Genomic DNA, 21199 nt, shown 5'->3' on the forward strand with positions numbered 1-21199 from the left:
CCGACCGTTCAGTGCTGGTACGGGACGCGCTCCCAGGTGAGCGGCGTGGCGTTCGACGCGCCGGTCACGGTCAGCTTGAGCCAGTCCTTGTTGTTGTCCGAGCCGTCGACGGTGACGCGGTGGAAGTTGTTCACGCCCTCCTTGAGCCCGTAGAAGCTCAGCCACTTCGAGCCCGGCGCGAGCGGGTTGTCCGAGTCGTAGATGTGGCTGTCGCCGTTGAGCAGGTAGACGGGCTTTCCGAAAGCCTTGGTCTGCGAGGCGATCTCGGCCACCAGCGGGTCGAACGCCGAGTTGTTGGCGCGCGGCACATCGTAGGTCGGGTCGAACATGTCGGCCTGCATCATCAGGACGACCGCGCGGCCGTGCTGGCCCTTGGCCCGCTCGAACGCCTGGCGCACCCACGAGATGGAGGCGGTCATCCGGTTCGCCTGCTCGGTGGTCTGCTCGGGCGTCGCGGCGGTCTTGCCGAGGCCGGTCCACGGCGCGAGGTCGTTGTTGCTGCCGACCACGTGCACGGCCGCGAACTCCACGCCGTTGCGCGAGAACGCCGCGTTCTCCGGGAGGCCCTCGCTCGCCTGGGTGTTCACGTGCTGCGAGCGTCCGTTGGTGAGGTTCGGACGGGTGAAGAAGGTGTCCCGGACAGCCTGGAGCCGCTCGAGCGGGTTGTACGCGCCGTTGTTGGCACGGTGGCAGTCGGTCCACTCGTTGTCGCCCGGCGTGTAGACCAGCGGGTCACGGAACCGGTCGAACTGGCCCTTCACCCACTGGAAGTACTCGGTGTCGCAGCGGGTCGAGCCGTTCTTGATGTCGCCGAGGTGGACGTCGTAGCGCACGTCGGGGTCGGCGTTGATCTCGTCGATCCAGGCGGGGAACTTCTGGATCTGCTCGGCGCCGTACGGCACGTCGCCGATGACGGCGAGCGTGTAGTCGTGGTTCGAGCCGTTGCCCGCGGAGTACGCCGGAGCAGCGAGGGAGAGGGCGCTCGCGGCGGCAGCGGCCAGAGCGATGGGGGTGCGCGTACGCATCGGGGGACCTTTCGATGTGGGGCCGAACGCCTCATCGCAGCGCCGCCCGATGAACGCCGGACGACGGCGAGGCGGACGCGGCGGTGAACATCGCAGGTGCGCCGAGGGTCGATTTCGCCCGCGGCGGGCGCTCGGGTACTCTCGTCGGCGGTGGCGTGTCCGAGCGGCCTAAGGAGCACGCCTCGAAAGCGTGTGTGGGGGCAACTCCACCGTGGGTTCAAATCCCACCGCCACCGCCAGTCGAAGCCCCCGGGAGCACTGCTCCCGGGGGCTTTCGCACGTCGTGGGTTCCCTCAGAAGGCGAGGCGGACCGCGGCCATATCCTGGTCGCCGTGGCCGTCCTTCGACGCCTGCTCGAACACCGCCCGCTGCCCGTCGATGACGTCCGTGCGCAGGCCGACCTTCGCCAACGCGTCGCGGATCAGCCCGGTGTCCTTCAGCATTCCGTCCAGCGCGAACGACGGCTCGTACGCGCCCTCGATCATCGCCTTCCCCTTCATCTGCAGGTACGGCGCACTGCTCGCGCCCCCGTCGAGCGCCTCCAGGAAAGTACGCGCGTCCAGCCCGAGGCCCTCGGCGAGCGCGACGGACTGCGCGGCGGCGGCGGTGATGGAGGCGATCCAGGCGTTGCACGCCAGCTTCAGCCCGCTGGCCTGACCGAGCGCGTCGCCTGCGCGGACGACCTTGCTGGTCAGTGCGTCGAGGGTCGGCGTCGCCGCGGTGACCAGCGCGTGCGGGCCGGACACCAGCGCGACCAGCGATCCCTGCTCGGCCGGCTGCTTCGTCCCGAGCATCGGCGCGTCGAGGAGCCGATCGGTGCTCGCCGCGTCGGCGATGCGGGCCATGCCGTCCGGGCCGACCGTCGAGCTCTGCACCCATACTGCGTCGTCCTCGATCGCGCCGACCAGCTCGTCGGTCACGGCCAGCACGGCGTCGGTGTCGAAGAGCATCGTGACGACGACGTCCGCTCCCCTCACCGCGTCGGCGACAGAGCCCGCCACGTCGATCCCGTCGGAGCTCAGCGACTCGGCGCGGGACCGCGTCCGGTTCCACACCCGTACGTCGTGGCCGGCGCGCGCCGCCGACCGCGCCATCCCGGCGCCCATCGTCCCCGTCCCGAGGACGGCCACCACCTGCTGCTTCGTCTCAGCCATGTACGCGGCAACCGGGCGCGGCGGTCAGGTGTTCCGGCTCAGCGGCCGGCGTTCTTGCGGCGGGTGGCCAGGCGCGGCCGGCCGCCCACCCAGGAGCGGCGGGCGTCCACGACGTACCCGCGCTCCAGCGCCTCGCGACCCACCAGCATCCGGAACCCCATGGCGTCGCGGTTGGTGAGCGTCACCTCGGCGCTCAGCCGGCGGCGTACCAGGACGAGGTCGAGGAGCACCACGATGCGGTCCTCGGCGTGACCGGAGGAGCTGCGGACCAGGCGTCGGTCGTGGATCGGGCGCTCCACCACGACCGCGTCGCTGTCGGTGTGCTGCCACGGGTGGACCGAGAAGCGGACCCAGGGCACGCCGTCGCGGTCGAGCTCCTCGACGTCGAAGGCGTGCAGAGAGGACGAGCGCGCGCCGGTGTCGATCTTGGCCTTGATCCACGGAACTCCGGCACCTGGCAACCGCACCCACTCACGCCAGCCCACGATGGTTGAATGGGGCGGCTCTGACACCCGCCCCATCTTTCCAGGTAATCGGATGAAGCTCGCAATCCTCTCCCGCGCGCCTCGCGCCTACTCCACCCAACGACTGCGCAGTGCCGCCATCGAGCGCGGTCACGAGGTCAAGGTCCTCAACACCCTGCGCTTCGCGATCGACCTCACCGGTGAGGAACCTGACCTGCAGTTCCGCGGCCGACCGCTGTCGGACTACGACGCGATCGTCCCGCGGATCGGCAGCTCGATCACCTACTTCGGTACGGCGGTCGTGCGGCAGTTCGAGCAGATGGACGTCTACACGCCGAACACCGCCAACGGCATCAGCAACGCGCGCGACAAGCTGCGGGCCACCCAGATCCTGTCCCGGCACAACATCGGCATGCCCGCGACGACGTTCGTGCGCAACCGCGCGGACGTCCGCCCGGCGATCGAGCGGGTCGGGGGCGCACCGGTCGTCATCAAGCTGCTGGAGGGCACCCAGGGCATCGGCGTCATCCTCGCCCCGGAGATCAAGGTCGCCGAGGCGATCATCGAGACGCTGCACAGCACCAAGCAGAACGTCCTCATCCAGAGCTTCATCAAGGAGTCGCGCGGCCGCGACATCCGTGCGCTCGTGGTGGGCGACCGGGTGGTCGCCGCGATGCGTCGGCGGGCGCACGGCGACGAGTTCCGCTCGAACGTCCACCGGGGCGGGTCGGTCGAGCCGGTCGAGCTGCCGAAGGAGTACGAGGAGACCGCGGTCCGCTCGGCCCAGATCATGGGCCTGCGCGTCGCGGGCGTCGACATGCTGGAGGGCGCCGACGGGCCGCTGGTGATGGAGGTCAACTCCTCCCCCGGGCTGGAGGGCATCGAGACCGCCACCAAGCTCGACGTCGCCGGCGCGATCATCGACTACATCGCCAACCAGGTCGCCTTCCCGGAGATCGACGTACGCCAGCGCCTCACTGTCTCCACGGGGTACGGCGTCGCGGAGCTGGTCGTCCACGGCAGCGCCGACCTGGTCGGAAAGACGCTGCGCGAGTCCGGCCTGGAGGAGCGCGACATCACCGTGCTGACGGTGCACCGCGGCACGGCCGTCATCCCGAACCCGCGCCACGGCCTGGTGCTGGAGTCGCAGGACCGGCTGCTGTGCTTCGGCAAGCTCGAGGAGATGCGCTCGATGATCCCCGAGCGACGTCGCCGCCGGGCGAAGGTGCGTCGCCTGCCCAAGCAGCCGATCACTCCCGAGGCCGACGCCTCCTGACCGGCCCGGGTTCGCTACAGCTCGACCTGCTCGTTCTCGCCCTCGTACCGCTCGCCGGTCGCCTTGGCCTTCACCAGGTTCGCGACCTGGACGACCTTGCCGCCCGGTGAGTCCCAGTACTCCGCGCTCTCGCCGGCGACGTGGATCAGCACGTTGTTCGGGTTCTCCGGGCCACCCTCCAGCCAGGCGTCGGTGAAGGTGTTCCACAGGTCCTTCAGCCGGGCGACGTCGTCCACGACCTCCGCGCGGCCATCGACCGAGACCCAGGTCCCGCGCCCGGCGTAGGCGACGTTGACGCGGGAGTCCTGCTGGATCGCCCGCGACTTGTGGCTGTCGCGCTCGCCGATGAACCAGATGTCGCCGCTGAAGTCGACGTCCTGGGTGGCCATCGGCTTGCTCATCAGCCGACCGCTCGGGTCGACGAAGGTCAGCATCGCGACCTTCACGTCCTTGACCAGCTCGGCGACCTTCTCCGGGGTTCCTGCCTCAGCCATCTCGACGCCTCTCCTGTGTCGTGGGTGAACGCTGTCTCCTTCGGCTACCCACTCCGCGCGTCACGAACCCGGTCAGCGCCCGACGAGCAGCCCCACGTCGACCGCCGCGATCGCGATCGCGGCGAGGAAGGGCGTACGACCGGTCGCCCGGGCGGCGAACGCGGCGAGGGCGGCGGTCAGGACGAGCGCCGCCCACGCCCAGACCGGTACGGGCGGCCCTGGGGCGAGCACGACGACGGCGGACGCCGCCAGCAGCACCAGCGGCGCGACCGCCTGCACCGTCCGAGGGCCGAGACGCTGCGGCAGGCCGAGGACGCCGGCCCGGATGTCCTCGGCGAGGTCGGGGAGCGCGTTCAGCAGGTGGAGACCGACACCGATGAGCGCGCCTGCGGCCATCGCCCACGCGGGCGGCCACCCGCGCTCGGCCCGCGCGAGCGTGACCACGGCGGGCAGCGCGGCGAACGCGACCGCGTACGGCACCGGCGACCAGACCGTGCTCTTGAGGCCGAGGTTGTACGCCCATCCGGCCGCGACGCCCAGCCCCAGGTGGACGAGCGCCGAAGGGACACCGCACGCGAAAGATGCTGCGACACAACCGATCCCGGCGATCACGATGGACCGGCGGACGACCTCGGCCGAGACGTCACCTCGGGCGATCGGCTTGTCGGACCGGCCGACGGCGAGGTCCCGCGGCAGGTCGATCAGGTCGTTGGACCAGCCGATGGTGAGCTGCCCCAGCAGGACGGCGACCACGACCGGGACCGCCGTCCGGAGCGAGTGCCCGTACGCGACAGAGAGCAGCGCCGTCAAGACCGTGACCGCCACGGTGGGCGCGGGGTGGCACGCAGCGAGGAGCGCGCCGCGACGCGTGGGCTTCATGCGATTGACAGTAGGCGCCAGCGGTTAGGTTGAGGTGGTGAGTCACCTCGCCGCAGCGACCGGTGTCCTCCCGGCGCACCGCCACGACCAGGACGAGGTCACCGCTGCCTTCGCGGACATGCTGACCAAGGACGGCGCTGACCGACGGCTGCTCGAACGCATCCACGCCAACGCCGGCGTCGACCGGCGTCACCTCGCGCTGCCGCTGTCCTCGTACGCCGATCTCGGCGACTTCGGTGCGGCGAACGACGCCTTCATCCGCGAGGGCGTACGGCTCGGGGCGGCCGCGGTGCTGGCGGCGCTGGAGGAGGCCGGCCAGCGGCCCGAGGATGTCGACCTCATCGTCTCGACCACCATCACCGGGTTCGCGGTCCCGTCGCTGGACGCCCGGATCGCGATGGAGATCGGCCTGCGTGAGGACGTCAAGCGCGCGCCGCTGGTCGGTCTCGGCTGCGTCGCCGGCGCCGCAGGCATCGCTCGCGTGCACGACTACCTGCGCGGTCACCCGTCGGCGACGGCCGTGCTGCTGTCCGTCGAGCTGTGCAGCCTGACGGTGCAGAGGGACGACACGTCGGTCGCGAATCTCGTCGCCAGCGGCCTGTTCGGCGACGGTGCGGGCGCGGTGGTCCTGCGCGGCGCGGACGCCGAGCCGGGCGCGTCCGGCGTGCGGGTCGTCGACAGCAGGAGCCGCCTCTACCCCGACACCGAGCGCGCGATGGGCTGGGACGTCGGCTCGACCGGGCTGCGGATCGTGCTCGGCGTGGAGGTGCCCGAGCTGGTGCGGGCGCACCTGCGCGAGGACGTCGACCGCTTCCTCGCCGGCCACGGCCTGACCCGCGACGACATCGGCTGGTGGGTCGCCCACCCGGGCGGACCGAAGGTGCTGGAGGCGATGGCCGACGCGTTGGAGGTCACCCGCGACGCGCTGGGCGTCACCTGGAGCTCCCTGCGCCGGATCGGCAACCTGTCGTCCGCGTCCGTGCTCCACATCCTCGCCGACACGCTGCGGGACCGCCCGCCCCGCGCGGGTACCAACGGCCTGCTGCTGGCGATGGGTCCGGGGTTCTGCCTCGAGCTGGTCCTGCTGAGGGCCGACTGATGGGCTGGTTCACCGCGTTCGTCCTGCTGGTCGGCCTGGAGCGGGTCGCGGAGCTGGTCGTCTCGAAGCGGCACGCGGCTTGGGCGTTCGCGCGCGGCGGCCGCGAGTACGGCGCCGGCCACTACCCGGTGATGGTCGTGCTGCACACCTCACTGCTGGTCGGTGCGCTGCTGGAGGTGTGGCTGCTGGACCGGCCGTTCCTCCCCGCGCTCGGCTGGACGATGGTCGTGGTCGTGCTGCTCACCCAGGCGCTGCGCTGGTGGTGCATCCGCACGCTCGGTCACTTCTGGAACACCCGGGTGATCGTCGTCCCGGGCGCGGATCTGGTCACGCGCGGGCCGTACCGCCTGATCCCGCACCCCAACTACGTTGCGGTGGTGGTGGAGGGTGTGGCGCTGCCACTGGTCCACACGGCCTGGCTGACCGCCGTGCTGTTCACCGTCCTCAACGCGGCGCTGCTGACCGTCCGGATCCGGGTCGAGGACGCGGCGCTCGGCCGGCGGTCGGTGCCGGCATGAGCACCGACGTGGTCGTCGTCGGCGGAGGCCCCGTCGGGCTCGGCACCGCCGTGTACGCCGCTCGCGCCGGGCTCACCACCACGGTCCTGGAGCCCCGCGACGGCGACGTCGACAAGGCCTGCGGCGAGGGGCTGATGCCCGGCGGTCTCGCCGCCCTGGCCGGGCTGGGCATCGAGCCGCCCGGCTACCCGTTGACCGGCATCACCTATCTCGCGCCGGGCGTCCGGGCGAGCGCGGCCTTCCGAAGCGGGCCCGGACGCGGCGTCCGCCGGACCGTCCTGCACCGGGCGCTGCGTACGGCGGCGCTCGCGTCGGGCGTCGAGCTCCGGTCGTGCGCGGCCTCCGACATCACCGCCGAGGCCGACCGGGTCGTGGTGAGCTGCGGCGACGGCTCGACCCTGTCCGCCGGCCACCTGATCGCGGCGGACGGTCTGCACTCGCCCACCCGGCGACGGCTCGGTCTGGACCGTCCCGCCGACCGGCGACCCCGCTTCGGGCAGCGTCGCCACTTCCGGGTACGACCGTGGAGCGACCGGGTGGAGGTGCACTGGGGCCGGAGCGCGGAGGCGTACGTCACGCCGGTCGCCGAGGACCTCGTCGGCGTGGCCGTGCTCACCGGCGAGCGAGCCTCGTACGACACGCATCTGCGGCAGTTCCCCGAGCTGGTCGCCCGCCTGGACGGCGCCGAGCCCGCGACCGACGTCCGGGGTGCCGGGCCGCTCCGGCAGCGGGCAGCCGCGCCGGTGCGCGGGCGGGTCATGCTGGTCGGCGACGCCAGCGGGTACGTCGATGCGCTCACCGGCGAGGGCATCTCCCTCGGCCTGGCCCACGGCCGGGCGGCGGTGGACGCGATCGTGTCGGGCCGGCCGGAGTCGTACGCCTCCGCCTGGCGGGCCGTGAACCGCGTGCCCTTCGCCGCCACCGGACTGCTGCTGCGAGCGACCGAGCCCGCCTGGATCCGCAAGCGCATCGTGCCTGCCGCTGCCACGCTGCCGTGGCTGTTCGGCGCCGCGCTGCACCGGCTGGAGGGAGCGTCATGACCGAGGAGGTCGTCCTGCTCGACGACGACGGCAACGCGGTGGGCACGGCGCCCAAGGCCGACGTCCATCACGCGAGCACCCCGCTGCACCTGGCGTTCTCGCTCTACCTGTTCGGCCCGGACGGCGCCTTCCTGCTCACGCGGCGGGCGGAGACCAAGCGCACCTTCGCGGGAGTGTGGACCAACTCCGTGTGCGGACATCCCGCGCCGGGCGAGCCGATGGAGGACGCCGTACGGCGCCGCGCCTGGCAGGAGCTCGGCGTCCGGCCCACCTCCTTGCGGCTGGTGCTGCCGCGCTTCTCCTACCGCGCCGAGATGGACGGCGTGGTCGAGCACGAGCAGTGCCCCGTGTACGCCGGCTGGCTGCCGTCGCACGAGATCAGCCCGGACCCCGAGGAGGTCGGCGAGGCCCGATGGGTCCCCTGGTCGGACTTCGTGGACGCCGTCATCTCGGGCAGGCAGGAGGTGTCGGCGTGGAGCGACGCCGAGACGCGGCAGCTGATGGTCCTGGGTACGGACCCGCAGGGCTGGCCCGCCGAGGACCCCGCGCTGCTGCCGCCGGCCGCCCGCGACGTCGACCGGAGCGCGCGCTGAGTCAGCCGGCCGGTACGTGGAGGGTCGGCCCGCGGCGAGCGAACGGGCGAACCGACCGGGCGAGGCCCGCGAGCACGCGAGGCGTGAGCACCCCACGGCCCAGACCCATCTCGACGAGGTCGTCGAAGACGCGCTGATCGGCGGTCGCGGCCCGCAGGCCGCCGTCGAGGACGCCCGGCCGCTCGGCCAGCCGGCTGCCGATGGTGGTGCTCAGCAGGTGGCGAGCGAGCAGACGGCGCACCAGGATTCGATGCCGTTCGCCGGCCGCGCCAGGCGCCGAGACTGCGGCGACGGCCCCGGCGAGCGCGCCCGTCGCGACGGCGTAGTAGATGCCCTCGCCGGTCATCGGGTTGATCAGGCCTGCCGCGTCGCCGACGAGCAGCACGGGCCCGTCCGGCTGGTGCCAGCGCGCCTCGGACAGCGGCAGGTGGTGGCCGCGCCAGTCAGCGGCGTCCTGGGCGACGCCGGGCAGCAACTCGTCGAGGCGGTCGAGCATGACCGCGCGGGTCAGGTCCGCGCCCGGCTGGACGAGCTCGCCGTACCCGATGTTGCTCAACCCGTCGCCACGGTCGAAAGCCCAGGCGTACGAGGGCTGTCGGCGCTGGCCGAACCGGATCACCTGCAGGCCGTCGTGGTCGCGTCGGGTGGGTGCGTACCCGCGGATCGCGAGCGCCCGGCGCCGCGCGGGCGGCCGGCCGAGCTGTCGCCGTACGACCGACGAGGCGCCGTCCGCGCCGATGACGACCTTGGCGTGGATCGTGTCGTCGAGCACGACGCCGTCCTGGTGCGGCTCGACGTGGCGTACCCGGTGCCGGCGCAGCTGCGCCCCGGCGTCGCACGCCGCGTCGACGAGACGTGCGTCGAACACCGCTCGGGGTACGACGCGCGCCGGCCGGCGCATCGTGCCGCGCGTCAGCAGGTCGCCACGGGCGAGCTCGAGATCGGGTACCGGCGCCCAGTCGTCGACCACGTCGCCGAGCCCGAACCGGTCGAGCACGTCCAGCACGTGCGGCGCGATCCCGTCGCCGCACGCCTTGTCGCGCGGAAAGTCCGAGCGGTCCAGCAGCAGGACGCGCGCTTCGGGACGAGCGTGCCGGGCCGCGATGGCGGCCGTCGCTCCGGCCGGCCCGGCACCCACGACGACCAGGTCCCACGGCTGGTCCGGGGTGCCAGTCGGTGCGGCCATCATGATCCTTCCGGTCACTGGGGAAGCGGCTTGCCCGCCTGCCGCCGCGCTCGAATCGCCTGCGCCTGAACGCGGTAGCTATGCCTCTGGCCCGGGGTGAGGCCCTCCCAGGTTCCCGACAGACCGACCATCCCCAGACCGGCGTCCATCCGGTAGAGCCGACACCCCAGCTCCTCCACCTCGGCGCTGGCTGATGAGCGGTTGTCGTCCATGTGCGCGCCCTCCGGTCTCGCGAGACTGCGTTCGTCCACCCGACCAGCGTACGGCGCACCCGTGCGGGCGACCGCGCTCGACAACACGCCCGACCGGTCACTCATCGCCACCCCAGGCACGCGTCCAGCCCCACCACCCGCCCCACCGGTCGTTCGTCGATCGAGGTGGCAGTGTCGAGATCGGAGCGCCCGCTCCGTCCTGGTCGTGTCGGCGGTCGACCGCACCGTCGCAGAAGACGAAGGAGCACTGACATGGACGCCGCCCAGGTTGCCGAGGTCCTCGCCCAGCCGCTCAGCCGCGAGCTGATGGCGTCCGAGATCCCGGCGCGACTCGCGTACACCGGTCTAGACGGCGCACCGCGTGCCATCCCGATCGGGTTCGGCCTCGACGGGAGCACCATCGTCATGTGGACCGTCCCGACATCGGCGAAAGTCAAGGCTCTGCAAGCGAATCCGCAGGTCGCGATCACCATCGACACGCAGGGCTTTCCCCCGAACGTCCTGCTCGTACGGGGAACCGTCGAGCTGGCGCTGGTCGACGGCATCCCGCAGGGGTACGTCGAGGCGGCGCGCAAGGTCGTGCCTGCTGACCAGATGGAGGGGTGGGAGGCGGGCGTGCGCGGGCTCTACGAGCAGATGACCGTCATCACCATGACCCCGACGTGGGCGAAGCTCATCGACTTCGAGAACACCCTGCCGAAGGCCGTGGCCGAGCTGGTGGCCCAGCGAGGCGACCCCCGCTGACGCCGGACCGTCGCGTCCTACGAGACGGTCGCCCTCGGATCGGGCCGGCGGCTGGTCGCCTCGATCTGATCGACGACGATTCGCGCGACCAGTTCCGGCGCGTCGTGCATCGAGATGTGCCCGGCGCCCGGGATCGACGTGTGGGTGGCCGCCGGCAGCCGCGTCCGCGCGCGCCCCGCCTGGTGCGGGAAGAGGATCCGATCCTTGGCAGCCCAGGCGACCGTCACCGGCACCACCACGTCGCCCTCGAACCGCGAACCGACCAGGTGGAGGAAGAACGGCGCGAACCCGCGCGCCCGGCGCAGGTTGAGCGAGTCGCTGTAGGCCAGCTCCGGGTCGAGCGTGTCGGTACGCGCGTACAGCGATCCCTGGCTGAGCCGACGCAGCGCCGGCGTGCGCGCGAACAGCCGCAGCACCGGAGCCGGCGAGTACGACGCGAGCTTGAGAGCGACCAGCTGGCCACCGCCGAGTGCACCCTCCAGGACGGTGTAGAACCCGCCCGGTGACAGCACGGTGGCGGACGCGACGCTGCCGCGCCGGGCGAGCAGGAGCGAGAGGTAGCCGCCGAGGGAGTTGCCGACGACGTGCGGGCGGTCGAGGCCGAGGTCGGCGAACAGCTCCTCCAGCTGCTCGGCCACGCTGAGGGGTCGGAACCCGTACGGCTTGCGCGGTGGCGGCGACTCGCCGTGCCCCGGCAAGTCGACCGCGACCACGTCGTACGACTCGGCCAGGCGGTCGAACACCTCACCCCACGCCTGGCGTCGGTGGCCGATGCCGTGGATCAGCACCACCGGCTCACCGCTGCCCTTGCGGGCGTACTGGATCGTGCTCATGTCGTGCACCTCCTGCGTCTGGTTACGCGAGCGTAACCCGCGTCGCGCGCCGTCGGGTGACCCCCGTGGCAGCCGTCCGAGAGGTGGACCGAAGGATCCGCCGCAGGACGGATGACCACGCCGCCGGCTCTCCCTACCGTGGAGCCATGCTGATCGCGGAAGAGCTGTTGCTCCTGCTGACGAACGACCGGGGCGGCCTGGTCACCGGCCGCAACGAGACCGGCCTGGGACTGGCCGGTGCCCTGCTGTGCGAGCTCGCGCTGATGGAGAAGGTGACCGTCGACGGGAAGGGGCGGCTGCGGGTGGCTGACCCCGCGCCGACCGGCAACGCCCACCTCGACGCCGCGCTCGGCGTGTTCGCCGACCGCGAGGGCAAGAAGCCCAAGGACGTGCTCGGCAAGGTGGCCAAGGGCCTGCAGGACCGGCTGCACGACAGCCTCGCCGCGGCCGGCGCCGTCCACCGCGAGCGCGGCCGGGTGCTCGGCGTCTTCCCGCAGACCCGGTGGCCCGTCGTCGACACGGCCGGTCGGCGTACGGCCGTCGACGGCCTCACCGCCGTGCTCGTCGGCTCCACCGCGCCGACGGCCCGTAGTGCCTCCTTGGTCTCCTTGATCCACGCGGTCGGCGCCGTACCGAAGCTGTTCGGCGACGGCACCGGGATGTCCGGCCGGGCGCTGAAGAAGAGGGCGAAGACGATCGCCGAGGGCGACTGGGCGGGCGCCGCGGTCAGCAAGGCGATCTCCGACGCCCAGGCCGCCATCACCGCCGCGGTGGCGGCATCCGCTGCTGCGACGGCCGCGACCAGCGGCTCGAGCTGACCCCGCGGCCGTTGCGGTTCGGGGGCCGGCGCCGCGGGTAGGCGATCGTTCCGGAGGGTCGACGAAAGGCGCAGGACGGATGGCTGAGGTCAGCGACGAGCTGTGGGGCGAGTTCCACACGGTGGTCAACATGACGTCCGCGGAGCTGGAGGACTGGCTGCGGGTGGAGGCGTCGCAGGAGCGGTCGGAGGGCGTGCCCGAGCAGGACGAGCCGCACCTCGGGCGTCAGGTGGTCCACATCCTCGGCAAGCGGCGCACCGACCTGACCGACGAGGACGCCCGCAACATGCAGACCGTGGTCGACCGCGTACGCAGCCAGCGGCGCGACGACCTGGAGCCGACGGCCGGCGACACCGGGTGGCGGCACGGGTTGATGCGGGTCGGTCACGACCCGCTCAAGCCTCCTGGCGCCCCGCGCTGACCGGACCGGCGACGCCCGGGTGACGACGACCCGGGGGTCAGCGCCGGGCGCGGAAGAAGTCGGTCAGCAGCGCGGCGCACTCCGGCTCGCGGATGCCGCCCACGACCTCGATCCAGTGCGGTGCCCGCTGCTCGCGCGCGACGTCCCAGACGCTGCCGCACGCGCCGGCCTTGGCGTCCCAGGCGCCGAGCACGATCCGGCGTACCCGCGCCTGGAGGGCCGCACCGGCGCACATGGGACAGGGCTCGAGCGTCACCACGAGCGTGTAGTCGTCCAGCCGCCACGACCCGTGCGCCTGCGCCGCGGCCCGCAGCGCCAGCACCTCTGCGTGCGCGAGCGGATCACCCTCGGCCGTACGCCGGTTGCGGCCCTCGCCGAGGACGGCACCGTCGGCGTCGACGACCACGGCACCGACGGGCACGTCACCGTCGGCCACGGCCGAACGGGCCAGCGCGAGCGCCGAACCCATCCACTGCTCGTACACCGCATGCGAGGCGGGAGGGCGCAGATCGGTCACAGCTAGAGTCTGGCCCATGCGCGTCATCGTCGCGGACCACCCGCTGATCGCCCACAAGCTCACGTACCTGCGGGCGCGGGAGACCGACTCCCCCACGTTCCGCCGGCTCGCCGAGGAGCTGATGACGCTGCTCGCGTACGAGGCGACCCGCGAGGTCCGGGTCGAGCCGTTCGACATCGTGACGCCGGTGGCGCCGACGACCGGCATCAAGCTCGCCAACCCCAAGCCGCTCGTCGTGCCGATCCTGCGCGCCGGGCTCGGCATGCTCGAGGGCATGGTGCGGATGCTGCCGTCGGCGGAGGTCGGGTTCCTCGGCATGGCCCGCAACGAGGAGACCCTCGAGGCCGTGACGTACGCGAACCGGCTCCCCGACGACCTGTCCGGCCGCCAGTGCTATGTGATCGACCCGATGCTCGCGACCGGCGGCACGCTCGCCATGTCGATCAAGTACCTGGTCGAGCGCGGCGCCGACGACATCACGGCCGTCACGCTGCTGTGCGCGCCGGAGGGCATCGAGGCGCTGAAGCAGGAGATCGGCGACCTGCACGTCCCGGTCACGCTCGTCACCGGCGCCGTCGACGAGCGGCTGAACGAGCACGGCTACATCGTCCCCGGCCTCGGCGACGCGGGCGACCGCCTCTACGGCGTCGCCCAGTAGTCCCTCGGCAGAAGTTGGCGACGTGCACACGTATACGTGTGCACGTCGCCAGCTTTCGCCGATGGGTGGTGACGCTATCCGACCGGCGAATCCTGCTGTGCTGCAACAATTGTCGCGCGCCTCAGGTGGCGGATGCCGGGGACGAGGAGCGTCGCGAGTGACACCACGCCGTACGTCACCGCCGTGACGACCAGGATCGTGCGCGGGTCCGCGACCGCGGCCAGCCAGCCGAACACCGTCGTACCGATCGGGATGGCGACGTACGAACCGAGCATGTCGTACGACGACACCCGGGACAACGCGTGCTCCGGGACGTTCTCCATCAGGGCGACGCTCCAGCCGGTGCTGAACACCTGCGTTCCGGCGCCGGCGACGAACGCGAGCGGCATCAGGACGACCGTGCGTGGGTCGAGGCCCAGCACCAGGATCGGCAGGGACAGCAGCGCGATGCCGAGCATGCCGGCCCGCAGCGGCCGCCGCAGGTCGAGCCGCATCAGGACCACCGTCATCAGCACCGCACCGACCGCCTCCGCGCTGAGCACCAGGCTCCAGCCGTGGACGCCGAGGTCGGGGTCGGTCTTGGCGATGTAAGGCCCGATCACCATCCAGGCGCCGATGTGGATCGCGTTGAGGAACCCGAAGACGACCACGATGATCCACAGCCAGTCGCGCCGCGTGAACTCCGTCCAGCCGTCCCGCAGGTCGGCGACCATCGACGAGCCGCGCCGTACGGCCGCCGGGAGGGCGATCCGGGACAGCGCGAGAATCGCGAGGACGTACGTGCACGCGTCGACCGCGAGCGCCCAGCCGGGTCCCGGGCCGGCCACCACCACACCCGCGAGCACCGGTCCGATGATCATGGTGCCGTTGCGCGCGAACGACATCAACGCGTCCGCCTGCTGCAGGAGCCGGGGCTCGACCAGCTGCGGGACGAGCCCCTGCATGGCCGGCATCGAGAACGCCGATACCGCGCCGTTGACCGCCTCGATCGCGATGATCAGGGGGATGGTCGCGTGCCCGCTGATCACCAGCCAGGCGACGATGCCCTGGGTGAGCGCCGTCAGCGTGTGGGAGACCTGGATCAGCGTGCGGCGCGACATGCGGTCCGCGATCACGCCGCCCACCATGAGGAAGACGACCATCGCGACCATCCGCGCGGCCATCACCTGCCCGAGGGCGGCGGCTCTCTCGTCGACGTGCAGGACCGCGAACGCCAGCGCGACCGGTGCCATCGAGGTGCCGACCATGGAGGTGGTCCGCGCGATGAAGAAGGCGCGAAAGCGTTTGTCCTGCAGAGCTTCCCAGGACCGGGCCGTGTTCATCGGTCCGCCTCGCGCCCGTCGTTCATCTCGAACAGGAACGCCTGCATGTTGACTTTCACGGTCCCGTCCGTACGCGGCGGCTGGGCCTCCTCGTGGACCAGCACGGTGGCCTCGTGGACGAGCGCCTCGACCTTCTTCCACACCTCCGGCGTCACCCACATCTCGGCGTCGGTGAACATGCCCCGGCTGCCGGTCCGGCGGTCCGCCAGCCGTCGGCGCAGCTCCTGCGCATAGGCCTCCACCTGTAGCGCCTGGTCCTCCTCGGACACGTGCCGGCCCGACCGACGCTCCTCGCCGACGTACCGGTACTTCTTCGCGACCCCGCCTCGTACGCTCTCGGTACCCGCCTCGCGCAGCAACCCGTTCCGGGCGAGCACCCGGACGTGGTAGCTCGCGTTGGCCTGGGTGATGTCGAGCTCGCGCGCGACCTCGGCGGCGCTCATCGCCGCACCGGTCAGCAGCGACAGCATCTGCAGCCGGACCGGGTGGGCGACGGCTCTCAGCTCGCCGATCCGGTCCTCATCGTCTCCCAAAGACATGTTGGGGAGTCTGCCGCAGCCTCGCACCAACCGTCAAGCACTCGTTTGGCGGTCCCCCCTTTCCGACCTGCTTCGCCGAGTGCGCGTGTCCTGCGGGGTTTCCGCCCGAAAAGCAGCAGGACACGCGCATTCGGCCGAGAAGGGAGGGAGGGATGGATGGAGGGAGTGGTGCCGGGCGGGGACGAACGAGGTAGGGGCCGCGCTCAGTCGGCGGCGGGCGGCCAGGTGTCGCCCCAGGCGACGTCACGGGCGGCCTTGTACGCGGCGCCGTGCCGCTTGCTGACGACCTCGCGGCCGGCGGTCCCGTCGGGGCGACACAGCTGGAGCTCGACGAGCCCCTTGCGCTTCAGCGGGTGCCGGACCACCCGACCTCCCCGGACGATCGACCTGGCATCGCGCGCTCCGTCGCCGAGGTCCTGCCGGGTCGATCGTCGGACGGCGAGGACGTAGGAGAACTTCTCGTCCTCGTGGCTGAGCTCGGCGCTCTTGACCCGGCGGTGCAGGGCCGACCGGTTCACCCGGGCGGCGAAGTGGCACCAGTCCGCGTCGGCCAGCGGGCACGCGAGGGCGTGCGGGCAGGGCGCGAGCACCCGCCACCCCGCCGCCAGCAGCAGCTCCCGCGCGGCGAGCACCCGGCGGTGCCCGTCCGGCGTACCCGGCTCGACGACCAGGACTGCGGCACCGGCGGCCGCCATCGCGTCCGCCACCAGGCGCGTCTGCTGCTCCTCGCTGAGCTCGCTGAGGACGTACGCCGCGCTCACCAGGTCCGCCGACGGCACCGGTTCACCGACGCGCCAGTCCCGCCACGAGGTCTCTCCCAGGTCCTCGGCGGCGATCGCGCGGCCGAGATCGCGGGCGGCGGCGACCTGCTCGAGCACCGTCGCCGCGCGCACGTCCGGCAGCGCCTCGGCCGCGGCCCACACTGCAGCGCCCGTCCCGCCCCCGAGGTCGGCGACCGAACTGATCGGCCCCAGCCCCGCGCGTACGCCCTGCAGCAGAGCCAGCCGGACGGCCGCGTACGTCGCGGGCATCCGGTACACGGCGTACGCGAGCACCTCCGCCGGCCCCGCGAGGATCGGCGCTCCGGCCGGTCGGACGGATCGATATCGGTCACTCAGCCGCTCGACGGCGGCCGTCAGCGCTACCGTTGACGCGCCGGCGGCCGACCGGTCGAGGGCATCGCGCAGGCGTAGGGACAGGTCGCTCATGACGGGTCCGAGCCTAGGTCCCGTGGTGCGACTCGCGCGTCACACCCGTCACACGTGTCACATGTGTGGCAGGATCTGTCCCGGCCCGTGCCCCATCCCCCGGAGGAACCGATGGCGAAAGTCAAGCAGTTCATACCCTGGGTGGTGCTCGCGTTCCTGGTGTACGCCGTCGTGACGTCACCCAACAAGTCGGCCGACCTCGTCCGCAACATCTGGGAGATCCTCTCCGACGGCGTCAGCAACATCGCTCAGTTCTTCGACAACATCCTGAACGGCTAGCCCGCCGTGGACGGCGTGAGCGGGCGCGCCGTCGAGCGCCTGGCGCAGTACCGGCTCCCCAGGGAGAAGGTCGTCGTCGCCATGCAGGAGCACTGGGCCTCCAAGGCCGAGCCGATCGCCACCGCCATCGTCGGCTTCTTCCTCGTCATCACGATCGGCAGCGTCGCACCCGTGCGGATGGGCGTGCTCGCCAACGCAGCGTGGTGGCTGTGGTTCGTGCTGGTGCTGCGCGCCGCATGGATCGTGCTGAAGTGGCAGTTCAGCTGGTTCGTCGCCACCGACAAGCGACTGCTCCTGCTGTACGGCATCGTCACGCGCAAGGTCGCCATGATGCCGATGGCCCGCGTGACCGACATGTCGTACACCCGCTCACCGCTCGGGCGCATCCTCGGGTACGGCACGTTCGTGCTGGAGAGCGCCGGTCAGGACCAGGCGCTGTCCAAGATCTCCTACGTACGCCGGCCGGACGAGACGTACCGGCTCATCTGCGACCAGATCTTCGCCGGGTTCAACCCCGCCAAGGACGGCCCCTCGGCGGCGAGCCGCTCCAAGTCCGGTGGAGCCGAGGACGACCCGCCCCCCGACGGCCCGGCCGGTCCGAACGGCCCGGCCGGTGGCCTCGACGGAGCCGGTGGCCCGGACGAGGGCCCGACGGCGAACCCCCTGGACCGGCCCCGCAGCCTCGACCCGCAGGACCCCACCGAGGACCCGGACGACCTGGAGATGACGGACGTCCCCATCCACCGGCTCGGCCGCTACCTGGAGCCGAGGGAGAAGTCGAGACGGACGTGGTGGCGTCTCGGCGAGCCGCGGGTCGAGCGCCGGATCGTGCGTCGGGTCCGCTCAGGATCGCCCGAGGACGAGCCCGAGGACGAGCCCGACGACGAGCCCGATGAGGAGCTCGGCGCGGAGCCGGGCGACGACACCGACCAGTCCTGGGCCGTGAGCCGCGAGGACGCTTCCCCGCACCACCCGGTGCGCTCCCGGCCGCCACGCTGAGGCTCCTCAGACCAGAAAGCCCAGCGGTTCCGGCACCCGGTCCAGGACGCGCGCCGGGTCGGTGCGTAGCAGTCCGTGCAGCAGCTCCCCGTAGACGCCGCGGAAGTCGGTCGTCGACTTCAGGTCGCCGTCGTCGAGGTCGGTCAGCGAGGGCTGCTCGCCGTAGAAGCCGCCCTTGACCCGGTCGCCCATCACGAACAGCGCGCCGGCCGTGCCGTGGTCCGTCCCGTCCGAGGCGTTGGCCTTCACCCGGCGGCCGAACTCCGAGTACGCCGTCACCACGACGTCCTTCTCCCGCGGGTGACCGGCAGTGCCGAGCGGAACGCGGTGAGTGCCTTGTCGACGTCGGTCAGCCGACCGGTCTGGGCGTCCTTCTCCCGCGCGTGCGTGTCGAAGCCGGAGACCGAGACGAGGTAGACGGTCGTCGGCACGTCGGCCTTGATGCACCGGGCGACCATGTCCAGCTGGTCCGGCAGCGCGGCGGCGGCTGGGCGTCGGGCGGCACACGGTCAGGGTAGGTGCTTGTGGTTCGGTGGACGGCCGACCACCATGGTCCGGCGGCCGCAGCCGGTCCGTACCCAGGGCTGCGACCGTCACCACCTGCGAAGGGAGCCATCCGTGAGCGTCTTGCGGACGAAGTCGATCGAGCAGTCGATCGACGACACCACCGAGGACCACGAGTTCCAGCTCAAACGCCGCCTGACGGCGCTCGACCTCACCCTGTTCGGCATCGGCGTCATCATCGGCGCCGGCATCTTCACCACGACGGGCCGTGCGGCCCAGGAGCTCGCCGGCCCCGCCGTCGTCATCTCCTTCGTGGTCGGCGCCCTGTGCTGCGGCCTCGCCGCACTCTGCTACGCCGAGCTCGCCTCCACCGTCCCGGTCAGCGGGTCGGCGTACACGTTCTCGTACGCCACGCTGGGTGAGCTGATCGCCTGGATCATCGGCTGGGACCTCTTCCTGGAGCTCATGCTCGGCGCCTCCGTCGTCGCCCAGGGCTGGAGCCAGTACTTCACCGAGCTGATCAGCCACGCCGGGTGGGCCCTCCCGGACGCGGTCGCGCCGGGCTCGCACTTCGACCTGATGGCGTTCGTCCTCGTCGCGACGCTGACCGCCCTCGTCGCGTTCGGCATCAAGGAGTCGCTGCGGGTCAACATGGCCCTCGTCGCGCTGAAGCTGTTCATCGTGCTCTTCGTGATCGTCGCCGGCATCGGCTTCATCAACCGCGACAACTACTCGCCGTTCATCCCCGAGGCCACCGACGCCGCCGCCAAGACCGGCGTGCAGCGTCCGCTGCTGGACACCATCCTCGGCCTCGAGCCCGCCGCCTTCGGCGTGATGGGCATCTTCACCGCCGCCTCGCTGGTGTTCTTCGCCTACATCGGGTTCGACGTCGTCGCGACCACGGCCGAGGAGGCCAAGAACCCGCAGCGCGACCTGCCGATCGGCATCATCGCCTCGCTCATCATCTGCACGGTGCTGTACGTCGCGGTCGCCCTCGTCATCACCGGCATGGTGAAGTACAACGACATCGACCCCAAGGCCGCGCTGGCGACGGCGTTCACGGACGCGGGCAAGGGCGGGTACGCCACGATCATCTCCGCGGGCGCCGTCGCCGGTCTCGCCACGGTCGTGATGACCCTCATGATCGGCGCAACCCGGGTGCTGTTCGCGATGTCCCGCGACAACCTGCTGCCCCGCAGCCTGGCGCACACCAACGACCGGACGGGTACGCCGGTCCGCCTGACGCTGATCATCGGCGGCCTGGTCGCGCTGATCTGCTCGCTCACGCCGATCGGCAAGCTCGAGGAGATGGTCAACATCGGCACCCTGTCGGCGTTCGCCCTCGTCTCGCTGGCCATCCCGATCCTGCGCAAGCGCCGCCCCGACCTGGAGCGGTCGTTCAAGGTGCCGTTCTCGCCGGTGCTGCCGATCCTGTCGTCGCTGGTGTGCCTCTACCTGATGCTGAACCTGTCGATCGAGACCTGGCTGCGGTTCCTGGTCTGGATGGCGCTCGGGTTCATCATCTACTTCGCCTACAGTCGTCACCACGCCAAGCTCAACAGGGTCGACACGGACACCGATCCGGACTACCTCCGAGCCTGACGATCACTTCCTCGATCCGACACTTCTGACCGGAGGTCCAGCGCCCCATGGCCGTTCGTCCCATCACCATCATCGGCCACAAGGCACTGCACCAGCCCACCAAGAAGGTCCGCGAGGTCACGGACGAGATCCGCGACCTGGTCGAGGACATGTTCGAGACGATGGACGCTGCCAACGGCGTCGGCCTGGCCGCCAACCAGGTCGGCGTCCGGCAGCGCATCTTCGTGTACGACGTGCCGGGTGAGGACGAGGACGAGCCGGACCGTCGCGGCGTCGTCATCAACCCGGTGCTGGAGAAGGGCCCGGTGCCCGCTGGTACTCCGGACCCGGAGGACGGCAGCGAGGGCTGCCTGTCGGTGCCCGGTGAGCACTTCCCCACCGCGCGTGCGGACTGGGCGCGCGTCACCGGCACCGACCTGGACGGCAACGAGGTGGTCGTCGAGGGCACCGGCCTGATGGCCCGCGCGCTGCAGCACGAGACCGACCACCTCGACGGCAAGCTGTACGTCGAGCGGCTGACCCCGACGTACCGGACGCAGTCCCGCGAGGCCATCAAGGAGCGCGGCTGGGAGGCCGCCCGCGTCACCAAGTGGGACCCCGCCACCCAAGAAGCCGAGGACGTCTGACCCCCACCGCCGGGCGAGCCAACCCCCGCTGGTTGAGCCGGGCGAGCCCACCCCCGCCGGTTGAGCCGGGCGAGCCGCTAGGCGAGCCAGAGTCGAAACCACCCCCACCGCGAACCCCCAGTCTCCCCGCACCGCACCAGGTTTCGACACGCCCCTCGGCTAACGCCTCGGACCGGCTCAACCAGCGGA

Annotated in this window: 27 protein-coding genes and 1 tRNA gene; 14 read left to right on the forward strand and 14 right to left on the reverse strand. The window is 71.6% G+C overall.

The genetic code is table 11. From position 1 onward, the window contains the following. Positions 1 to 8: 8 nt before the first annotated feature. A complete protein-coding gene (locus P4R38_RS18865) occupies positions 9 to 1025 on the reverse strand; it encodes a metallophosphoesterase (protein ID WP_277193505.1) in 1017 nt (338 codons plus the stop codon). 149 nt (positions 1026 to 1174) lie between these two features. On the opposite strand from P4R38_RS18865, the gene P4R38_RS18870 reads away from it, so the two are divergent. Then, positions 1175 to 1264 (forward strand) — tRNA-Ser (locus P4R38_RS18870). A 54-nt stretch (positions 1265 to 1318) separates the two neighbouring features. On the opposite strand, the gene P4R38_RS18875 is transcribed toward P4R38_RS18870, so the two are convergent. Together P4R38_RS18875 and P4R38_RS18880 are read right to left on the reverse strand one after the other, a co-directional pair. After that, on the reverse strand, positions 1319 to 2179 hold the full coding sequence (locus tag P4R38_RS18875) for an NAD(P)-dependent oxidoreductase (RefSeq protein WP_277193507.1): 861 nt from the start codon (positions 2177 to 2179) through the stop codon (positions 1319 to 1321). 38 nt (positions 2180 to 2217) lie between these two features. Further along, positions 2218 to 2700, reverse strand: a complete 483-nt coding sequence (locus P4R38_RS18880) for an ATP-dependent zinc protease family protein (RefSeq protein ID WP_277193508.1) — start codon at positions 2698 to 2700, stop codon at positions 2218 to 2220. Positions 2701 to 2716: 16 nt separating this feature from the next. On the opposite strand from P4R38_RS18880, the gene P4R38_RS18885 reads away from it, so the two are divergent. Further along, positions 2717 to 3919 carry a RimK family alpha-L-glutamate ligase gene (locus P4R38_RS18885; RefSeq protein WP_275238157.1) on the forward strand — a complete coding sequence of 401 codons (1203 nt, stop codon included), beginning with the start codon at positions 2717 to 2719 and terminating at the stop codon, positions 3917 to 3919. A gap of 14 nt (positions 3920 to 3933) precedes the next feature. Here the strand turns inward: P4R38_RS18885 and P4R38_RS18890 are convergent, their stop codons facing one another. Both P4R38_RS18890 and P4R38_RS18895 read right to left on the reverse strand, forming a co-directional pair. Next, the gene (locus P4R38_RS18890; protein ID WP_277193509.1) at positions 3934 to 4413 is read right to left on the reverse strand and encodes a pyridoxamine 5'-phosphate oxidase family protein; all 480 of its coding nucleotides are present in this window, start codon (positions 4411 to 4413) and stop codon (positions 3934 to 3936) included. Positions 4414 to 4485: 72 nt separating this feature from the next. Further along, on the reverse strand, positions 4486 to 5292 hold the full coding sequence (locus P4R38_RS18895; RefSeq protein ID WP_275238155.1) for a UbiA family prenyltransferase: 807 nt from the start codon (positions 5290 to 5292) through the stop codon (positions 4486 to 4488). Positions 5293 to 5329: 37 nt separating this feature from the next. Between P4R38_RS18895 and P4R38_RS18900 the strand changes: the two genes are divergently transcribed. The 4 genes from P4R38_RS18900 to idi are packed head-to-tail and all read left to right on the forward strand — an operon-like array spanning position 5330 to position 8542. Next, positions 5330 to 6391 carry a type III polyketide synthase gene (locus P4R38_RS18900; RefSeq protein ID WP_277193510.1) on the forward strand — a complete coding sequence of 354 codons (1062 nt, stop codon included), beginning with the start codon at positions 5330 to 5332 and terminating at the stop codon, positions 6389 to 6391. Next, positions 6391 to 6909 carry an isoprenylcysteine carboxyl methyltransferase family protein gene (locus P4R38_RS18905; protein WP_277193511.1) on the forward strand — a complete coding sequence of 173 codons (519 nt, stop codon included), beginning with the start codon at positions 6391 to 6393 and terminating at the stop codon, positions 6907 to 6909. Before P4R38_RS18900 ends, P4R38_RS18905 begins: the two co-directional genes overlap by 1 nt. Continuing rightward, complete coding sequence (locus tag P4R38_RS18910; RefSeq protein WP_277193513.1) at positions 6906 to 7949, forward strand: NAD(P)/FAD-dependent oxidoreductase; 1044 nt, start codon at positions 6906 to 6908, stop codon at positions 7947 to 7949. Before P4R38_RS18905 ends, P4R38_RS18910 begins: the two co-directional genes overlap by 4 nt. Continuing rightward, complete coding sequence (idi, locus tag P4R38_RS18915; RefSeq protein ID WP_275238151.1) at positions 7946 to 8542, forward strand: isopentenyl-diphosphate Delta-isomerase; 597 nt, start codon at positions 7946 to 7948, stop codon at positions 8540 to 8542. The genes P4R38_RS18910 and idi overlap by 4 nt, the downstream gene beginning before the upstream one ends. Before the next feature lies 1 nt (position 8543). Here the strand turns inward: idi and P4R38_RS18920 are convergent, their stop codons facing one another. Further along, complete coding sequence (locus P4R38_RS18920) at positions 8544 to 9728, reverse strand: NAD(P)/FAD-dependent oxidoreductase (RefSeq protein WP_277193514.1); 1185 nt, start codon at positions 9726 to 9728, stop codon at positions 8544 to 8546. A gap of 14 nt (positions 9729 to 9742) precedes the next feature. Further along, positions 9743 to 9979, reverse strand: coding sequence for a hypothetical protein (locus P4R38_RS18925; RefSeq protein ID WP_277193515.1), 237 nt, complete (start codon positions 9977 to 9979; stop codon positions 9743 to 9745). A 213-nt stretch (positions 9980 to 10192) separates the two neighbouring features. Between P4R38_RS18925 and P4R38_RS18930 the strand changes: the two genes are divergently transcribed. After that, complete coding sequence (locus P4R38_RS18930; protein WP_277193517.1) at positions 10193 to 10684, forward strand: pyridoxamine 5'-phosphate oxidase family protein; 492 nt, start codon at positions 10193 to 10195, stop codon at positions 10682 to 10684. 17 nt (positions 10685 to 10701) lie between these two features. Here P4R38_RS18930 and P4R38_RS18935 read toward each other — a convergent pair whose 3' ends face one another. Continuing rightward, positions 10702 to 11517 (reverse strand): alpha/beta fold hydrolase, encoded by an 816-nt coding sequence (locus P4R38_RS18935; protein ID WP_277193518.1) that lies wholly within the window; start codon positions 11515 to 11517, stop codon positions 10702 to 10704. 146 nt (positions 11518 to 11663) lie between these two features. Here P4R38_RS18935 and P4R38_RS18940 point away from each other — a divergent pair, with 146 nt between their 5' ends. After that, a complete protein-coding gene (locus P4R38_RS18940) occupies positions 11664 to 12335 on the forward strand; it encodes a GOLPH3/VPS74 family protein (RefSeq protein WP_277193519.1) in 672 nt (223 codons plus the stop codon). Between the two features lie 79 nt (positions 12336 to 12414). Continuing rightward, entirely contained in the window at positions 12415 to 12756 is a 342-nt protein-coding gene (locus tag P4R38_RS18945) for a DUF3140 domain-containing protein (protein WP_277193520.1), read from the forward strand. A 37-nt stretch (positions 12757 to 12793) separates the two neighbouring features. Here P4R38_RS18945 and P4R38_RS18950 read toward each other — a convergent pair whose 3' ends face one another. After that, positions 12794 to 13225 (reverse strand): nucleoside deaminase, encoded by a 432-nt coding sequence (locus P4R38_RS18950; RefSeq protein WP_277193532.1) that lies wholly within the window; start codon positions 13223 to 13225, stop codon positions 12794 to 12796. A gap of 64 nt (positions 13226 to 13289) precedes the next feature. Here P4R38_RS18950 and upp point away from each other — a divergent pair, with 64 nt between their 5' ends. Continuing rightward, positions 13290 to 13931 (forward strand): uracil phosphoribosyltransferase, encoded by a 642-nt coding sequence (gene upp / locus P4R38_RS18955; protein WP_275238144.1) that lies wholly within the window; start codon positions 13290 to 13292, stop codon positions 13929 to 13931. A 74-nt stretch (positions 13932 to 14005) separates the two neighbouring features. On the opposite strand, the gene P4R38_RS18960 is transcribed toward upp, so the two are convergent. The 3 genes from P4R38_RS18960 to P4R38_RS18970 all read right to left on the reverse strand — a co-directional run bounded on the left by P4R38_RS18960 (position 14006) and on the right by P4R38_RS18970 (position 17000). Further along, positions 14006 to 15253 carry an MFS transporter gene (locus P4R38_RS18960; RefSeq protein ID WP_277193521.1) on the reverse strand — a complete coding sequence of 416 codons (1248 nt, stop codon included), beginning with the start codon at positions 15251 to 15253 and terminating at the stop codon, positions 14006 to 14008. Then, positions 15250 to 15792, reverse strand: a complete 543-nt coding sequence (locus tag P4R38_RS18965; protein WP_277193523.1) for an ArsR/SmtB family transcription factor — start codon at positions 15790 to 15792, stop codon at positions 15250 to 15252. The genes P4R38_RS18960 and P4R38_RS18965 overlap by 4 nt, the downstream gene beginning before the upstream one ends. A gap of 203 nt (positions 15793 to 15995) precedes the next feature. Next, on the reverse strand, positions 15996 to 17000 hold the full coding sequence (locus tag P4R38_RS18970) for a small ribosomal subunit Rsm22 family protein (protein ID WP_277193524.1): 1005 nt from the start codon (positions 16998 to 17000) through the stop codon (positions 15996 to 15998). A gap of 111 nt (positions 17001 to 17111) precedes the next feature. Between P4R38_RS18970 and P4R38_RS18975 the strand changes: the two genes are divergently transcribed. Together P4R38_RS18975 and P4R38_RS18980 are read left to right on the forward strand one after the other, a co-directional pair. Next, a complete protein-coding gene (locus P4R38_RS18975) occupies positions 17112 to 17279 on the forward strand; it encodes a hypothetical protein (RefSeq protein ID WP_275238140.1) in 168 nt (55 codons plus the stop codon). Between the two features lie 15 nt (positions 17280 to 17294). Beyond that, a complete protein-coding gene (locus P4R38_RS18980; protein WP_277193525.1) occupies positions 17295 to 18278 on the forward strand; it encodes a PH domain-containing protein in 984 nt (327 codons plus the stop codon). Positions 18279 to 18284: 6 nt separating this feature from the next. Here P4R38_RS18980 and P4R38_RS18985 read toward each other — a convergent pair whose 3' ends face one another. Further along, the gene (locus tag P4R38_RS18985) at positions 18285 to 18557 is read right to left on the reverse strand and encodes a DUF1501 domain-containing protein (RefSeq protein WP_277193527.1); all 273 of its coding nucleotides are present in this window, start codon (positions 18555 to 18557) and stop codon (positions 18285 to 18287) included. Next, positions 18554 to 18736 (reverse strand): hypothetical protein, encoded by a 183-nt coding sequence (locus tag P4R38_RS18990; protein ID WP_277193528.1) that lies wholly within the window; start codon positions 18734 to 18736, stop codon positions 18554 to 18556. The genes P4R38_RS18985 and P4R38_RS18990 overlap by 4 nt, the downstream gene beginning before the upstream one ends. A gap of 160 nt (positions 18737 to 18896) precedes the next feature. Between P4R38_RS18990 and P4R38_RS18995 the strand changes: the two genes are divergently transcribed. Both P4R38_RS18995 and def read left to right on the forward strand, forming a co-directional pair. Then, positions 18897 to 20384 carry an amino acid permease gene (locus P4R38_RS18995; RefSeq protein WP_277193529.1) on the forward strand — a complete coding sequence of 496 codons (1488 nt, stop codon included), beginning with the start codon at positions 18897 to 18899 and terminating at the stop codon, positions 20382 to 20384. Between the two features lie 47 nt (positions 20385 to 20431). After that, entirely contained in the window at positions 20432 to 21010 is a 579-nt protein-coding gene (def, locus tag P4R38_RS19000) for a peptide deformylase (RefSeq protein ID WP_277193530.1), read from the forward strand. Positions 21011 to 21199 lie beyond the last annotated feature (189 nt).

The organism is Luteipulveratus flavus, assembly GCF_029439465.1.
Lineage (GTDB): Bacteria > Actinomycetota > Actinomycetes > Actinomycetales > Dermatophilaceae > Luteipulveratus > Luteipulveratus flavus.

What these genes read in the sequence shown, in the direction of transcription:
- P4R38_RS18930 (WP_277193517.1), top strand. Translation starts at nt 10,193, where the DNA reads ATGGACGCCGCCCAGGTTGCCGAGGTCCTCGCCCAGCCGCTCAGCCGC.
- P4R38_RS18875 (WP_277193507.1), bottom strand. Translation starts at nt 2,179, where the DNA reads ATGGCTGAGACGAAGCAGCAGGTGGTGGCCGTCCTCGGGACGGGGACG.
- P4R38_RS18965 (WP_277193523.1), bottom strand. Translation starts at nt 15,792, where the DNA reads ATGTCTTTGGGAGACGATGAGGACCGGATCGGCGAGCTGAGAGCCGTC.
- P4R38_RS18970 (WP_277193524.1), bottom strand. Translation starts at nt 17,000, where the DNA reads ATGAGCGACCTGTCCCTACGCCTGCGCGATGCCCTCGACCGGTCGGCC.
- P4R38_RS18905 (WP_277193511.1), top strand. Translation starts at nt 6,391, where the DNA reads ATGGGCTGGTTCACCGCGTTCGTCCTGCTGGTCGGCCTGGAGCGGGTC.
- P4R38_RS18960 (WP_277193521.1), bottom strand. Translation starts at nt 15,253, where the DNA reads ATGAACACGGCCCGGTCCTGGGAAGCTCTGCAGGACAAACGCTTTCGC.
- P4R38_RS18880 (WP_277193508.1), bottom strand. Translation starts at nt 2,700, where the DNA reads ATGGGGCGGGTGTCAGAGCCGCCCCATTCAACCATCGTGGGCTGGCGT.
- P4R38_RS18940 (WP_277193519.1), top strand. Translation starts at nt 11,664, where the DNA reads ATGCTGATCGCGGAAGAGCTGTTGCTCCTGCTGACGAACGACCGGGGC.
- P4R38_RS18990 (WP_277193528.1), bottom strand. Translation starts at nt 18,736, where the DNA reads ATGGTCGCCCGGTGCATCAAGGCCGACGTGCCGACGACCGTCTACCTC.
- P4R38_RS18950 (WP_277193532.1), bottom strand. Translation starts at nt 13,225, where the DNA reads ATGGGTTCGGCGCTCGCGCTGGCCCGTTCGGCCGTGGCCGACGGTGAC.
- def (WP_277193530.1), top strand. Translation starts at nt 20,432, where the DNA reads ATGGCCGTTCGTCCCATCACCATCATCGGCCACAAGGCACTGCACCAG.
- P4R38_RS18975 (WP_275238140.1), top strand. Translation starts at nt 17,112, where the DNA reads ATGGCGAAAGTCAAGCAGTTCATACCCTGGGTGGTGCTCGCGTTCCTG.
- P4R38_RS18890 (WP_277193509.1), bottom strand. Translation starts at nt 4,413, where the DNA reads ATGGCTGAGGCAGGAACCCCGGAGAAGGTCGCCGAGCTGGTCAAGGAC.
- P4R38_RS18910 (WP_277193513.1), top strand. Translation starts at nt 6,906, where the DNA reads ATGAGCACCGACGTGGTCGTCGTCGGCGGAGGCCCCGTCGGGCTCGGC.
- P4R38_RS18895 (WP_275238155.1), bottom strand. Translation starts at nt 5,292, where the DNA reads ATGAAGCCCACGCGTCGCGGCGCGCTCCTCGCTGCGTGCCACCCCGCG.
- idi (WP_275238151.1), top strand. Translation starts at nt 7,946, where the DNA reads ATGACCGAGGAGGTCGTCCTGCTCGACGACGACGGCAACGCGGTGGGC.
- P4R38_RS18935 (WP_277193518.1), bottom strand. Translation starts at nt 11,517, where the DNA reads ATGAGCACGATCCAGTACGCCCGCAAGGGCAGCGGTGAGCCGGTGGTG.
- P4R38_RS18885 (WP_275238157.1), top strand. Translation starts at nt 2,717, where the DNA reads ATGAAGCTCGCAATCCTCTCCCGCGCGCCTCGCGCCTACTCCACCCAA.
- P4R38_RS18920 (WP_277193514.1), bottom strand. Translation starts at nt 9,728, where the DNA reads ATGGCCGCACCGACTGGCACCCCGGACCAGCCGTGGGACCTGGTCGTC.
- P4R38_RS18865 (WP_277193505.1), bottom strand. Translation starts at nt 1,025, where the DNA reads ATGCGTACGCGCACCCCCATCGCTCTGGCCGCTGCCGCCGCGAGCGCC.
- P4R38_RS18945 (WP_277193520.1), top strand. Translation starts at nt 12,415, where the DNA reads ATGGCTGAGGTCAGCGACGAGCTGTGGGGCGAGTTCCACACGGTGGTC.
- upp (WP_275238144.1), top strand. Translation starts at nt 13,290, where the DNA reads ATGCGCGTCATCGTCGCGGACCACCCGCTGATCGCCCACAAGCTCACG.